The following is a 14095-nucleotide window of genomic DNA, read 5'->3' on the forward strand; positions in this document are numbered from 1 at the left end:
GGGGAGAGGCTGGGGGAATAGAGATGGCTAACCTCACGTTGGTTGAGGTGGCTGGTTCCGGTAATTTCTTTCCCGGAGCTGAAAAATTTGCTTACTACTGAGCATCACTGTGCGCCATGTGATGTGAGAGATAAAAATTATAGGAGTCTTCATGAGCGATATCGTTCACGACCTGATCATTGTCGGTTCCGGTCCCGCCGGTTACACGGCTGCCACCTACGCAGCCCGTGCCGACCTGAAGCCTGTGGTGTTCGAGGGCATCGAGTTTGGCGGCCTGCTTATGACGACTACCGATGTGGAGAACTACCCAGGTTTCTCCGGGGGCATCATGGGCCCAGAGCTGATGGATCAGATGCGCGCACAGGCAGAGCGCTTCGGCGCTGACCTGCGCATGGAGATTGTCGATCGCATGGATCTCACCGGCGATATCAAGTCTGTCTGGGTTGGCGAAGAAGAGCACAAGGCTCACGCTGTCATCCTGGCAACCGGTGCCGCTCCGCGTTATGTGGGTGCTCCGGGTGAGCAGGCGCTGCTTGGTCATGGTGTCAGCGCCTGTGCCACCTGTGATGGTTTCTTCTTCCGCGACCACGATATCGCCGTCATCGGCGGCGGTGACTCCGCAATGGAAGAGGCAACCTTCCTTACCAAGTTCGCCCGCTCGGTGACGATTGTCCATCGCCGCGATGAGTTCCGTGCGTCGAAGATCATGGTCGAGCGCGCGCAGAACAATGACAAGATTCGCTTTGCGACGAACAAGGTTGTGTCCCAGGTTCTTGGTGAGGACAAGGGTTCGGTTACCGGTCTCGAGCTGGAAGACACCGTCACTGGTGAGAAGTCCGTCCTGGATGTGACTGCCATGTTCGTAGCAATTGGCCACGAGCCACGTTCGCAGATGGTTCGCAATCAGCTGGATTGCGATGAGAATGGCTACATTCAGGTAGCCGCTCCGAGCACCCAGACCTCTCTCAAGGGCGTCTTTGCGGCGGGCGATGTTGTTGACTCGCATTACCAGCAGGCAATTACCGCCGCTGGTTCTGGCTGCAAGGCTGCGCTGGATGCTGAGCACTACTTGGAAACTGTTGCTCGGTAGCTGACAGCAGGGCAGTCGCACTAGCTGGATAAACACCTAATAGTTGGGGTATCGCAATTGTTGGATAAGCCCTACGATTGCAGATATCCAACTATGGGGAATATCCGATAGCCGGTAAGCCCAATTGTTGTTAGCTGTAGCTCAATCAGGGCGCAGCAGGACGTGTTATAGCCCGGTACGCCCCGTACTCATCGAGCACTTGCAGCGTTCTCAAGAACACCATTAATTAACAATTTAGTACTTCACTCGCACCACCGGAAGCCCTAATTTTTGACGCCTTGAGCGCCAAATCCGTACGCGAGGCTGAAGAAGCTAGGTTGAAAAATTAGAATCAAGACCACAAAACAAAACCACTAAGAACTCAAACGAGCTCATTCTAAGGAGAAGAATTTCATGGCTCCGGTAACCGTCACCGCCAACACCTTTAAGTCCGATGTCCTCGAATCCGATAAGCCGGTGCTTGTTGATTTCTGGGCAGAGTGGTGTGGCCCGTGTAAGAAGATTGCTCCCGTTTTGGACGAGGTTGCGACCGAGCTCGATGGCAAGGCCGTCATCGCCAAGGTCAACGTCGATGAGGAGCGTGCACTGGCTGGCATGTTCCAGATCATGTCCATCCCAAGCCTGCTCCTATTCAAGGACGGCAAGAAGGTCGAAGAGATTCGCGGAGTCCGCCCGAAGGGCGAAATCACGTCGCTCATCGAAAAGCACCTTTAAAAGAACTTGGGGTTGCTCTTTATCCGATACGAGGTTACGACTGCCCACCCGCCACTTCGCTATTGCCACCTTCGTTGGACACACCCCATTATGATGTGACTGAAGTTGTGGTTGTGATTTAGAGTTAGTCCTGGGGTTCTGCCGTCGGGCTAGCCGACGCGCCCTCGTAACAATCAATTCGCGCCTGCGACCTGGTAATCTTGCTGGAAATGGCGGTTTACGTCTTCCTTAATACCGTGAAGGAACCAGGTTGCCGCCAACTTGAGAGGTATTGCTGACCATATCCTCTGAGAGTGCGCGAGATTTCTTAACTGAAGTTTCGTTTAGCTCACTGGCCAGTAATACTGATTAAGTGTTGTGAGGACCCACAACGGCCTAAACATAATTGTGGAGTTCGGAAGGGAGTTTTCGTGCCAGAGTTTCTGAAGGTGGGCGATAGGTCACCTCGTGTAGCCGAGGTACGTTCTACCCTGGCTCGTCTTGGGCTTCTGCCCAATTGGGAGGGCTCAGCCGCGGAGGAGAACTCGCCTCAGTGGTCTGGTGACGATGACCTCTTTGATGAGGATATGCGCAACGCTCTCCTGGCGTTCCAACAGTCCCGCGGTGTCTATGCCGACGGGATCATCCGCGACAGCACCCTGCGCCTACTGCGAGAAGCCTCGTACACTCTGGGCACCCGCGTACTGTCCTACGATCCACTGTCACAAATGACCGGTGAGGACGTAGGCGTTCTCCAAGCTACCTTGCAGGAACTCGGCTTCCACGATGCCCGAGTAGACGGCCACTTTGGCCCGAAGACCGATGCCTCTGTACGTGAATACCAGCTCAATTACGGGCTGGAGCCCGACGGTATCTGTGGTCCCGTTACTCTCCGGGCGCTCAGCTACTTGGGCAGGAGGGTTACTGGTGGCTCTGTAAACGCCTTCCACGAGAAGGAAATACTGCGCACGATGGGGCCGAAGCTCTCTGGAAAGCGCATTGTCATTGATCCAGGTCTTGGGGCAGGGGAGCCCGGCATTGTGGTCGACGGCCCTTACGGTCAGATTTCTGAAGAAGAGATTCTTTGGGATTTGGCCTCTCGCATTGAGGGTCGCCTTGTCGCGGCAGGTGCAGAGACTATTCTGTCTCGTCCTCGTACCGACAATCCGTCCATCGAGGATCGCGCTGAGATGGCCAACGCATTTGGCGCTGACGTCTTCATCTCCCTGCAGGCTGACCACTATCACAACAACCGCGCCAGCGGTATTGCGACCTTTTACTTTGGCTCGATGAAGGGCTCCAACTCCATTCTGGGCGAACAGCTCTCTGGCCTTATCCAGCGAGAAATTGTTGCCCGTACGAGCCTGGTAGACTGCCGCTCGCACGCCCGTACCTGGGATCTCCTCCGTCTGACCAGGATGCCCACGGTGGAAGTCGCCGTTGGTTACCTGACCAACGAGGATGACGTCGCAATTCTTTCTTCCCCAGATCAGCGGGACGTAATTGCCGAATCTATCGTTGTCGCTGTAAAGCGTCTGTACCTGGGCGATGAAGAGCAGCAGCCAATGACCGGCGCTTACAGCTTTGCGCAGCTGATTGAAGAGGAAAAAGCCTAAACACGGCTGACCAATGAAACCCAGCGCTAAAGACTGAACAGCTTTGAGCGCATAAAGGGTTCTTTCGCACTTAGATCCAACGCATGGCCGATTTCTTCGTCCCAATCCAATTCCGCATCCAACTCGATACGGAGTTTCGGATGAATCGGATGTGGAGTGACCACCCGAAACCCGGAGTCAAGAAGGGTTCGCGTACGAATCAAATCACCGGCGTTATGGTTAATCGCCGCCAACGAATCTGAAATACACGGCTTAGGATTCAGCTTTTCTTCGAGTTGAGCTTCGAAATCAGCGATTAGATTCTCCGTACCGTCGTCAGGCGTTGGCGACGACGGCGTGGATGCCGACATAGAATCCACCGTGCCACTGCAACCAAACGCTTCTACCGCTGAAATCCCGCGTAGCGCGAGCTTGTGCAGAGCGGTCACAATGAGCACGCGGAGCATGTCATCGTCAACCTCTAAAGCGTTGTAATGCAGACTCGTCAGCGCAATCGCATCCGGCGATATTGGCCCGGAAGGCATGGAAAATGTCGTCGGGCAGAAGCGTGGCGGAGCAAAGAGCAGCGTGCCGACGGTCTCAGGTTTCCCATCGATAAGTGATGCCGGTGGCTTTCGTCGTAGCGAATATCCGCACGGTCCCCAGGAAAGGTAGACGGTATTGAGCCATGCTTCCTTCTCCAAGCGCACCTGGGCGGCTAAATCAGGGCTTAAATCGCCATTTAAGAGGCTTTCACTAGCTCCGCCTGGCCGAGTAGGGGATTGGCCGTCCGAATGCTTTAAATCACCGTTGAGCGCTTCATCCTCTTCTGGCGTGCTGGGGTCCAAATTAGGTTCGCGCGGCTCAGTCGAGAACTGGGGTAGGGCAGTTGCTGTACGGATATGCTCCATGCCCTGTTCCCAAAACAGGCTTAACATCGTGTCTGGATAGATTCCTTCGATGTCGGCCAGCGAAATTTTCTCGATGAATACTTCAGTCACAGTAACCGGGTTTACTCTTCGTCGAGATGCATCAGTGACATGATGCGATCAAAGTCCTCGAGGTTGCCGAATTCGATAACGATTTTGCCCTTACGCTTGCCCATCTGGGCAGTCACCTTCGTATCAAAAGAATTGGACAGGCGGTCAGCCCAATTGTGAAGGACCTCCGGCTGCGGAGTGGGCTCGCGGTGCTGCTTTTTCGGTCGCTCGCCGGCATTGAGTAATGTCACTGCTTCTTCGGTCGCACGGACGGATAGTCCTTCAGCAACAATTCGCTCGGCGAGGCGCTGCTGTTCTTCCTTACCTGCCTTAACTCCAAGCAAGGCGCGTGCGTGACCAGCCGACAGAACACCGACCGCTACTCGTCGCTGTACCTCCACCGGCAACTGCAAGAGTCGAATCATGTTGGTAATAACGGGCCGCGAGCGACCGATTCGATCCGCCAGCTCTGCCTGAGTTACACCAAACTCTTCGAGTAGCTGCTGGTACGCAGCGGCCTCTTCGAGTGGGTTCAGCTGAACGCGATGGATGTTCTCTAGTAGGGCATCGCGAAGCATGTCCTGGTTTGGAGTATCGCGAACGATGGCGGGAATCGTGTCGACCCCAGCTCGCTGAGAAGCACGCCAGCGACGTTCACCCATGATGATTTCAAACTCGGGTTGCGGCGCGTTCGGATCTTCCTTACGCGCTGCCTCGAGTGCGGCCGCACGACTACCCTCAGAGATTGGTCGTACGATAATCGGCTGCAATAGACCGAACTCACGAATAGAGTGAGCGAGCTCATTCAGGGGCTCCTCATCGAAGACCTCTCGTGGCTGCTTCGGGTTCGGCGTGATCAGCTTCAAGTCGATCTCGCGATAGGTCGCGCCAAACTCGTTTGCGGCCGAAGCGTCAACATCGGTCGGCTCCGCGCTGCTATGGTCCGCTACTCCCGACGTCGCCGAGGGCAATGTTTCACGTGAAACATCGCTAGACTTACCAATAGCCTTATCGTCACTGTGACGTTTCTGCGCCTCATCGGTATGAGGCTTGCTCTGGCCGGATTTTGCAGATTTTCCGGCGTTTTTCCCTTCAGTCAACGAGGTGCCGGATCCCGTCGCGGCTGCCCCCAGTACGTCGGCAACTCCGCTACTTCCAGGCTGCTTCGTCCCCTGGGTACGGCGGGGACCGAAGATAATATCCGCGGCACTCTCACCTACCGAGGGGTTAGCCGCCGGAGCAGTTGGGATCAGCGCGGCGATACCGCGACCGAGCCCTCCCTTGCGGTTCTCCTTTTTTTGATTCGACATCGGTTACTACTCCTAGTGGCTTTAATTTGTCTCAGTGGAATTGGACGGGGTAGGGGAGGAAGCTGGTTTTTGCCCAATCGCACTTCCACCCGGAACTGCTGAATAGTCGCCACGCGTTGCCAATTCCTTCGCGGCGTCAAGATAAGCAACTGCGCCCCGAGACCCTGGATCGTAGGAAATTACGGTCTGCGAATATCCCGGAGCCTCCGATACCTTCACGGATCGAGGGATGAGATTACGTAGCACAACCTCACCGAAGTAGTTACGAACCTCATTGGCAACTTCTTCCGAAAGCTTGGTGCGGCCATCGAACATAGTGAGCAGCACAGCAGAAATATGTAGCTCCGGATTGAGATGCTGACGAATCATCTGCACGTTATTCATCAGCTGAGTCACACCCTCCAAGGCGTAAAACTCACACTGAATCGGGATCAAAACCTCGTTGGCGGCAGTCATCGAATTCAGAGTCAACAGACCGAGCGAAGGAGGGCAGTCAATAATGAGAAAGTCAAAGCCGTTGTCAATCAGGTACTGATCTGACACTGCATCGAGAAGTCGGCGCTCACGGTTCAGGAGCGAGACCAGCTCAATCTCGGAGCCCGCCAAGTCCAACGTCGCTGGCACACAAAAGAGATTCTCAGATTCAGGGGAACGCTGGATGACATCGTCAATCTGTAGTTCGCCAATTAGAAGCTCATACGTCGACGGGGTCCCGGAAACATGCTCAATCCCCAGGGCCGTAGAAGCATTTCCCTGCGGGTCATTATCGATGACTAGCACCTTGAGACCATGTCGCGCGAGCGCCGACGCGATGTTGACTGCCGAAGTGGTCTTGCCCACGCCACCCTTCTGGTTGGCGATAGTAATACGGCGCGGGCGTTCGGGGCGTGGAAGCGATAAACGGTTCGGGGCCTTAACTTGCGCTGCCCGTTGAGCTGCCGCAGCGATGGGTGTGTCTTGCCAGGACTTCCGGCTCATTAACTATTCCCCTTACAAGCACAGCAATCACCAATCATGGCCACTGGAGTGCGAATAAAAACTTAGTAACTATCTGCAAAAGCGTAATCATCAAGCCCCAACAAGCGTTAGACGCCGACGATTGTGGAAATGTTTCACGTGAAACATCCACCTTGGCCGGTAGGACTTTGCCATACCGCGATACTTATCCCACTCTAGCCCGACGGCACTACGCGCCTCAATGTCGAAACCAAAACACAAGCGAACCGGCAGTGGAGTAGGGGAGGGGGACTTACAACCTACTTCTTCTGAATAATCACGGCGTACGTCGAAGTTCTCAACACGGAACCGCCAACCTCTACAACGCGGGGATTAGTTCCCTTCGCCTTGGCAATAAGCTTTGCGTCCCGATCAATCTCCTCTTGCGCAGTTCCACCCTTCAGTGCAACCATCGCGCCTCCGGATTTAACTAAAGGAAGCGACCAGCCCGCCAATTTCCCAAGAGGGGCAACAGCGCGAGAAGTGACGACATCTACTTGGCCAACCTCAGCGCGAACCACTTTCTCCTCAGCGCGGCCGCGAACCACGGTCACATTGTCCAGCTCGAGATCTTCCACAACCTCGTTCAAGAAAGTCGTACGGCGCAGCAATGGTTCTACAAGAACCACCTTCAAATCTGGTCGTGCAAGAGCAAGCGGAATCCCGGGCAAGCCTGCCCCCGAACCAATGTCCGCAACTACAAGCCCTTTGCCTATCGCTTCTCCAACTACCGCAGAATTGATAATGTGCCGATCCCACAGCTTTGGAGTTTCACGTGGCCCAATCAAACCTCGGACTGTAGCCTCCTCAGCCAACCATGAATGGTAGCGGTATGCTCGATCGGCATTCCCTCCAAACACGGTATCTATCACCGAACGCAGATCCGGATCGACCAAACCTGCGGAGGCTTCTTGATTATCGACGTCTTTCGCGGAGTTACTCAACAGTTCCACTAACCTTTCTTGCACAATGGGGCAGCTGTGCCGTCACCCGTCGAGCTTTTCACTAGCCCTAGTGTACGACAGTGCAACAGCGATGTTTCACGTGAAACATTGATCAAAGTTGGATGCCAAACTCCAGGCCCCGGAGAAAATTACATGCCTGTAATAACAGTGACGTTGTTTGCTCGATAGAGCACCAAGGCAAGCAAAAACGCCCCGCATCAACTGCGGGGCGTTTCGATTATTTAACTTATGTAGACGAAGGGCGATTCCACTTCAGCTATTTCTTTTTCCGCTTCCGGTTCTTCCGATTTGCGGATTTCTGTCCTGGCGCTGGCTTCGAGGCTGGGCCCTGCTGTCCCTTCCCCGAATTACCATCCGGAAGATGGCTAGAAGCCTTTTTCGCTGCAGAGGCCTGACCGGACTGCGCCTGCTGCGCATTCTGCGCTGCCTGACGCTTGCCACCCTTCTTCGGATTGATTGGCTTCTGGCCAACCTTCGGAGCGAGCTTCTCCTGTGCCTCGCGCTTGGCAGCCTTCTTAGCTGCGACAGCTTCCTTCTCTTCCTCATCCAGCTTGCCGAAGATGTAGCGCTGCTGGAAGTAGGTCCAGACGTTGTTAGTCACCATGTAGACAAGAAGACCGATGTGCCAGAAAGCACCGGTAACAAGAATCATGATCGGGAAGAACCAAAGCATCATCTTGTTCATCATGTCCATCTGCTGCCCCATAACGCCTTCCTGGCGCTTCACCAGACCGGCTTCCTGGCGGGCACGCGTGCGGTCAACAGACATGCGAGCGTTGAAGTGCGTTGCCAGTGCCGCGATAACGATCAGCGGAATGGCAACGATCATGATGTCCATGCGGGTGAAGTCCGCAGGCGTACCAGGCACGGTAAAGGCTGCGTATTGATCCTCACCCATACCAACCGAACTGGACAGTGGAGCATTGAGCACACGAGCCAGCAGGAAAGACCGCACCTCATCTACACCGAAGATGTAGTTAGGCGTATTCCAGTTCTGCTCCACCGACATGCCGAGCGCATTGCCCGACGTACCCGTTCGGTTAAACGAACGCAGCACGTGGAAAAGACCAATGAACACAGGCATCTGAACCAGAATCGGCAGACAGCCGCCGAGCGGGTTGACACCCATTTCCTTCTGCAGCTGGCGCATAGCAAGAGCCTGCGCCTGCTGATCGTTCTTGTACTTCTCCTTGATCGCCTGCATCTCAGGAGCGAGTTGCTGCATCTTGATGGCAGAACGCTGCTGGTTCAGCATCGGCTTAAACAGGAGGATACGGATGGTGACCACAAGCAAAACAATGGCCAGCACCCATGAGATACCCGAGGAGGGATCGAATAGGAAACCTGAGGCCTTATGCCAGAACCACAGGATGGCCGAAATCGGCCGATACACGAAATTGAGCACGGTCTAAGATCACTCCGTTCTTTAGGGGGACAGCGCACTCGCGCCTTCGTCTACAAAGCCCGGTCAAAGGCTAAGCATTACTAGAGGTTACCTGTGCATTCGCTTCAACCACGAACCCAGGCCGGGGAATGTGACAGGAACTGGATCCCAGCCGCCCGGATGCCAGGGTGCGCAACGGAAGATACGCAGGAGAGTCAGCCACAGGCCACGAATAGCTCCAAAGCGGCGCACGGCCTCAAGACCATATGCGGAGCAGGTCGGTTCAAAACGACATGTGCTCGTTGGCTTCAGATTAGAGATACGACGGCGGTAGAAGAGAATCGCCCTCTCAGCCACACGTGCAGCGGGGGCCTGGGCGAGGGGGCCGTCGTCAAGCGAATTAGCGCCGACGTTCGTATGTGGCGAGTGCCGATTGCACATCGTGGGACAGCTCCTGGCTGGTGGCTGTGGCAGATGCAGGCAGCGCGCGAACGACAATGTCCATGGTGGACGGAAGATTCTGCGCGGCCGCGGCCATAACATGGCGAAGCTTGCGGGATACAGCGTGACGAGTCACAGCGTTGCCCACAGCTTTAGATACGACAAGACCGACACGCGGACCACCAAACCTGGCAATCTGCGTATCGGTCTTATCTTCACCGCCAGAAGCGGCGGTGTCACGAATATGCAAGACCAAGGTCTTGCGTCCGATTCGGCGTCCACGTCGTACGGTGACCGTGAAGTCACGCGAAGAACGCAGCTTATTGCTCTGAGGGAGCACCGAAATCGGCGTCCTCTTACTTAAGCGGACAGGCGGGCACGGCCCTTGCTGCGGCGTGCTGCCACAACGGCGCGACCGGAACGGGTACGCATACGGGTACGGAAGCCGTGCACGCGTGCACGACGGCGGTTATTCGGCTGGAACGTCCGCTTCGACACGGTTGACACTCCTTGAAACTCAAACGACCACGAGTCCACGCTGAACACACCGCAGTAAACTCCTCGCTTCGAGTGCGAGGCAGCGATGCGTCTGACGCATTCCCGTGATGCACGGAAAAATTACTTACCGACAGATTGAAAGCTACATGCATTCTGTCGGGTCCAAGCACAAGCTCGGACTCATATCTCAATGGATATGAAACACCCAGATAGGTTACGTCGAATCGAGCGAGAAATTCAAATCAACACGCCGGATTTACCTGGAGAATCATTTTCCAAGTTTTCCGACGGTACCGATGTTGACCTGTGGAAATACTGACCTATGCACTGCAATCCACAGGGCGTTTATCCCATCAGCTGTGGATAACTTCCACACCATGAATCACAGCGAGCAGGGGAAATAACGTGTTTACCTAGGTAAACGCAGACTAGGGGGCTATTTTTCATTGTGGGCAAACTGTGGATAAACTGTTAGTCAATTAGCGACAAGGTTTATCCACAGGTGTGGACAAACATGTGGAAGTCCTGCTCGGGGCGTATAGCACCTTGTGTAGAAACACCCCACAGGGCGAATTACAATAAATAGCCCCCAAATGGGCAGATATGGCGCTCTCGCCATGCCAAAAACGCTCCACAAAAACAGGTCGCCTCGATAAATTTGATGAACGTAAACATGTAAAAGGACATTCACACAGTGAGCGAACAACCAGAATTGCCAGGTGGACTCTGGGAGCAGGTCGTTTCTATCCTGACTTCACCAGAAGGTGCGCCGGAGTTGGGCATTGCACCACTACGCCCGCCACACAAGGCACTGCTGCGGTCAGTGACGCACACTGGTGACTTTCCAGGTTTTTTCCTGCTCAGCACTCAATCGCCAGTGGTGCAGGCGCTGGTAAAAGAAGAGCTCAAGGGCATTATCGAGGCCGTCTTAGCCTCGCTGACCGGCGAGGAGTTGGAAACGGTCATCACCGTTGCCGATCCTGCTGACGACGCTGAAGATAGCCAGGCAGCAGAGACCACTCAACCATCTGCACAGCACTCGGGGCAGATGCCATCTGCAGCTTCGCGTCCGCAGCAGGCTCAGCGTCAACAGCCAAACCAGCAGCACCAGCAGCAATCTGGCCGCAACTACCCGTTCCCCAGTGCAGATACGAACGACTTCAATCTCCACGAGCAGCACCAGGGATCGACGCAGACGCCACAGGTGTCGCAGACGCACCAGCCGAATGTCCATAATCAGCAGAGTGCCCAGTCACAACGCCGATCGATGGACGCCGTAGATTCGATGGCCCAGGGGCTTTCGCACTCATCTGCCGAGAATCCGATGACTATTGCTGATCAGCGCCAGGTCACAAGTCCTTTCCGCTCCGAGAGCCACGGCACTCCAACCGAGATGAGCATGCCTTTCGAGGAGCCCACCCTCAACCCGAACTACACCTTCGAGACCTTCGTTATTGGTCCGCAGAATAAGTTCGCTGCCGCAGCCGCCGTCGCTGTTGCAGAGTCTCCGGGGCGCACCTACAACCCGCTGTTTATCTCCGGCGGTTCGGGTCTTGGCAAGACGCACCTGCTCCACGGCATTGGTCACTACGCCAAGCATTTGTACCCTAACCTGCGGGTTCGTTACGTTTCCTCGGAAGAGTTCACCAACGACTTCATTAATTCCGTGCGTGACGACGCCCAGGAATCCTTCAAGCGTCGCTATCGCGATTTGGACATGCTCATCATCGATGACATCCAGTTCTTGGAGGGCAAGGAAGGTACACAGGAAGAGTTCTTCCATACGTTCAATGCCCTGCACCAGTCCAATCACCAAATTGTGCTGTCGTCGGACCGCCCACCGCGGGAGCTTAAGACCCTGGAGGATCGCCTTCGTACCCGGTTCCAGTGGGGGCTCAATCCGGATCTGCAATACCCGGACTTGGAGACGCGAATCGCAATTCTGTCGAAGAAGGCACAGCTGTCTGATTTGGTCGTTCCGCATGATGTACTCCAGTACATCGCGGAGAACACCTCGTCTTCTATTCGTGAGCTCGAGGGGCGTCTCCTGCAGATTAGTGCTCACGCATCCATGATTCATGAGCCTGTGACCTTGAAGTTTGCGCAGGAGATCCTCGGTGCCGACGAAATCGAGGTGCAGATTACCCCGGAGATCATCATCTCCACCACGGCTGAGTACTTCGACCTAACGGTTGCGGATTTGGTGGGCCCGGGTAAGACTCGCCCGGTCGCTCATGCTCGCCAGATCGCGATGTACTTGACGAGGTCCTTCACTGAGCTTTCGTTGCCGTCGATTGGCCGGGAGTTCGGAAATCGTGACCATTCGACGGTTTTGCACGCTGAACGCAAGATTGTTAAGGAAATTCAGGAGAAGAAGCCCTCAAAGGACCAGGTCAACGACCTGACTACACGCATTCGTGACCGAGCTCGCGGCACGGCTTAAAAACCTTGGGCTCGGCGTGCGGAATTCTTGTTATTAACTGCGGTTTTTCCGTGCACAGAGCTGTGGACAACTCGTAAATTTTGTGGATGAAAGATGAAGCCCGAACACTATCCACAGACACCCCAAGTTATCCACAGTTAGACGCACTGGTTATCCACAGCTCGAAACCGGTGAAGACCAGCGGGAATCATGTAATTTCACAATGTGCACACCCCCTATTACTACTCCCGACTTTAAAAATCTCTAGAAACTTCTAGATAAAAGGGGGCCTGCGCACAACCTCTGGCAAACAACCTCTGGCGCACAACTTCGAAAATGCCAAAAACGAGTAAGAACTACGATCAAGCACTAGACGGACTACAAGAATCCCAGTGAGGTCTTTGGCAGTCTGCAGTAGAGTTGTACGATGGAATCTTTGTAACTCCAGTCATGTGCGCTGACATAGCGTGCTGACAACACAAAAGACGGCTAATAACAGACATCCAATACCGGTGGAGGAACGATGGAGCAGACCGAAGTCCGTATTCGCGCGGCTAAGGACGATCTCGCGGGTGCGGTGAGCTGGGTTGCTCGTAACCTGCCTGCACGCCCGACTCAGCCGATTCTGCGTGGCATGATTTTTCTCGCGGATGACAATGGTCTGCAGCTCGCTGGCTATGACTACGAGGTCTCGACTCAGATTCGTATTAGCGCAGAGGTCGATGAGCCCGGTCGCTTCGCCGTCAATGGCAAGTTGGTTTCTGACATTGTCTCTAAGCTGCCGAATAAGCAGGTAGAGATGCACTTTGATGGCACGAAGGTCATCGTTCGCTGTGGTTCTTCCCGCTTCGAACTGCCAAGTCTGACCTTGGAGGATTACCCGCAGCTACCAGAAGCTCCGGCTGCTACCGGCACTGTCGATGCCGCTCTGTTGGCTGAGGCTATTGGTCAGGTCGCTATCGCTGCCGGCAAGGATGAGTCGCTGCCGATGCTGACCGGCATCCGGATGGAAACCGAAGGTAACGAGGTCACTCTCGCTGCCACCGACCGTTTCCGCCTGGCGGTTCGCAGTTTCGAGTGGGAGCAGATCCCGGAGGGGGAGACCAAGCTGCTCATCCCGGCAAAGACCTTCGCGGAGACTGCCCGCACTCTCGATACCACTTCCAGCGAGCCAGTGACCTTGGCATTCGGCGACGGATCCGATGATCGTGAGGTCGGCTCCGAAGGTCTGCTGGCTATCCTCGCCGATCCTCGTCGCACTACCACGCGACTGTTGGACGCCGAGTTCCCGAAGTTCCGTCCGCTGCTGCCGAAGCAGCATTCCTCCATGGCTGTTGCTCGTGTTGACCAGCTGCAGGATGCCATCCGTCGTGTGTCTTTGATGGCGGATCACGGTGCGCAGATTCGCATGGACTTCTCCGATGGCCAGGTTGTCCTTTCCGCTCATGGCGACGAAGTTGGTCACGCAGAAGAGACTGTGGCCTGCAACTTCTATGGGGAACCACTTCTGATCGCCTTCAACCCGCAGTACCTGCTCGAGGGGCTCAGCGCTGTTCGCTCCCACCGCGTTCTGCTGGGCTTTACGCAGCCGTCGCGTCCCGCGATTCTCATTCCAGAGCCGGAAGCTATCCCGGAGCTCGGTGAGGACGGCTTCTACCCAACGCCGGAGACCGACTTCACTTACCTGCTGATGCCTGTACGCCTGCCGGGCTAGTCTGCGG

Annotated in this window: 13 protein-coding genes; 5 read left to right on the plus strand and 8 right to left on the minus strand. The window is 55.2% G+C overall.

Annotation, left to right across the window (positions count from 1 at the left end):
- Nucleotides 1-151: 151 nt before the first annotated feature.
- The 3 genes from trxB (at nucleotide 152) to HMPREF2820_RS00210 (ending at nucleotide 3399) form a co-directional block, all read left to right on the plus strand.
- Nucleotides 152-1090, plus strand: a complete 939-nt coding sequence (gene trxB / locus HMPREF2820_RS00200) for a thioredoxin-disulfide reductase (RefSeq protein ID WP_070549576.1) — start codon at nucleotides 152-154, stop codon at nucleotides 1088-1090.
- 393 nt (nucleotides 1091-1483) lie between these two features.
- Nucleotides 1484-1804 (plus strand): thioredoxin, encoded by a 321-nt coding sequence (gene trxA / locus HMPREF2820_RS00205; RefSeq protein WP_016421730.1) that lies wholly within the window; start codon nucleotides 1484-1486, stop codon nucleotides 1802-1804.
- Nucleotides 1805-2214: 410 nt separating this feature from the next.
- Nucleotides 2215-3399 (plus strand): N-acetylmuramoyl-L-alanine amidase, encoded by a 1185-nt coding sequence (locus HMPREF2820_RS00210; RefSeq protein ID WP_048733139.1) that lies wholly within the window; start codon nucleotides 2215-2217, stop codon nucleotides 3397-3399.
- Nucleotides 3400-3425: 26 nt separating this feature from the next.
- Here the strand turns inward: HMPREF2820_RS00210 and HMPREF2820_RS00215 are convergent, their stop codons facing one another.
- From HMPREF2820_RS00215 to rpmH, 8 genes are all read right to left on the minus strand, one after another.
- The gene (locus tag HMPREF2820_RS00215; protein WP_048733137.1) at nucleotides 3426-4379 is read right to left on the minus strand and encodes a hypothetical protein; all 954 of its coding nucleotides are present in this window, start codon (nucleotides 4377-4379) and stop codon (nucleotides 3426-3428) included.
- A gap of 11 nt (nucleotides 4380-4390) precedes the next feature.
- Entirely contained in the window at nucleotides 4391-5668 is a 1278-nt protein-coding gene (locus HMPREF2820_RS00220; protein WP_069358896.1) for a ParB/RepB/Spo0J family partition protein, read from the minus strand.
- Between the two features lie 21 nt (nucleotides 5669-5689).
- Nucleotides 5690-6646 carry a ParA family protein gene (locus tag HMPREF2820_RS00225; RefSeq protein WP_016421734.1) on the minus strand — a complete coding sequence of 319 codons (957 nt, stop codon included), beginning with the start codon at nucleotides 6644-6646 and terminating at the stop codon, nucleotides 5690-5692.
- A gap of 278 nt (nucleotides 6647-6924) precedes the next feature.
- On the minus strand, nucleotides 6925-7560 hold the full coding sequence (gene rsmG, locus HMPREF2820_RS00230; RefSeq protein WP_083308387.1) for a 16S rRNA (guanine(527)-N(7))-methyltransferase RsmG: 636 nt from the start codon (nucleotides 7558-7560) through the stop codon (nucleotides 6925-6927).
- A gap of 325 nt (nucleotides 7561-7885) precedes the next feature.
- Complete coding sequence (gene yidC, locus HMPREF2820_RS00235; protein WP_070602164.1) at nucleotides 7886-9034, minus strand: membrane protein insertase YidC; 1149 nt, start codon at nucleotides 9032-9034, stop codon at nucleotides 7886-7888.
- A gap of 87 nt (nucleotides 9035-9121) precedes the next feature.
- On the minus strand, nucleotides 9122-9454 hold the full coding sequence (yidD, locus tag HMPREF2820_RS10595; RefSeq protein ID WP_083229182.1) for a membrane protein insertion efficiency factor YidD: 333 nt from the start codon (nucleotides 9452-9454) through the stop codon (nucleotides 9122-9124).
- The gene (gene rnpA, locus HMPREF2820_RS00240) at nucleotides 9414-9794 is read right to left on the minus strand and encodes a ribonuclease P protein component (RefSeq protein WP_048731381.1); all 381 of its coding nucleotides are present in this window, start codon (nucleotides 9792-9794) and stop codon (nucleotides 9414-9416) included. The genes yidD and rnpA overlap by 41 nt, the downstream gene beginning before the upstream one ends.
- Nucleotides 9795-9814: 20 nt before the next feature.
- The gene (gene rpmH, locus HMPREF2820_RS00245) at nucleotides 9815-9952 is read right to left on the minus strand and encodes a 50S ribosomal protein L34 (protein ID WP_005511646.1); all 138 of its coding nucleotides are present in this window, start codon (nucleotides 9950-9952) and stop codon (nucleotides 9815-9817) included.
- A 694-nt stretch (nucleotides 9953-10646) separates the two neighbouring features.
- On the opposite strand from rpmH, the gene dnaA reads away from it, so the two are divergent.
- Nucleotides 10647-12395 (plus strand): chromosomal replication initiator protein DnaA, encoded by a 1749-nt coding sequence (gene dnaA, locus HMPREF2820_RS00250; RefSeq protein WP_048731378.1) that lies wholly within the window; start codon nucleotides 10647-10649, stop codon nucleotides 12393-12395.
- A gap of 502 nt (nucleotides 12396-12897) precedes the next feature.
- The gene (gene dnaN / locus HMPREF2820_RS00255) at nucleotides 12898-14088 is read left to right on the plus strand and encodes a DNA polymerase III subunit beta (RefSeq protein ID WP_048731377.1); all 1191 of its coding nucleotides are present in this window, start codon (nucleotides 12898-12900) and stop codon (nucleotides 14086-14088) included.
- Nucleotides 14089-14095: the final 7 nt, after the last annotated feature.

Source organism: Corynebacterium sp. HMSC064E08 (genome assembly GCF_001811805.1).
In the GTDB taxonomy this organism is placed as follows: domain Bacteria; phylum Actinomycetota; class Actinomycetes; order Mycobacteriales; family Mycobacteriaceae; genus Corynebacterium; species Corynebacterium jeikeium_D.

Excerpts from the sequence above, each read along its gene's own strand:
- trxB (WP_070549576.1), top strand. The coding sequence starts at position 152 with ATGAGCGATATCGTTCACGACCTGATCATTGTCGGTTCCGGTCCCGCC.
- trxA (WP_016421730.1), top strand. The coding sequence starts at position 1,484 with ATGGCTCCGGTAACCGTCACCGCCAACACCTTTAAGTCCGATGTCCTC.
- HMPREF2820_RS00220 (WP_069358896.1), bottom strand. The coding sequence starts at position 5,668 with ATGTCGAATCAAAAAAAGGAGAACCGCAAGGGAGGGCTCGGTCGCGGT.
- HMPREF2820_RS00225 (WP_016421734.1), bottom strand. The coding sequence starts at position 6,646 with ATGAGCCGGAAGTCCTGGCAAGACACACCCATCGCTGCGGCAGCTCAA.
- yidD (WP_083229182.1), bottom strand. The coding sequence starts at position 9,454 with ATGTGCAATCGGCACTCGCCACATACGAACGTCGGCGCTAATTCGCTT.
- dnaN (WP_048731377.1), top strand. The coding sequence starts at position 12,898 with ATGGAGCAGACCGAAGTCCGTATTCGCGCGGCTAAGGACGATCTCGCG.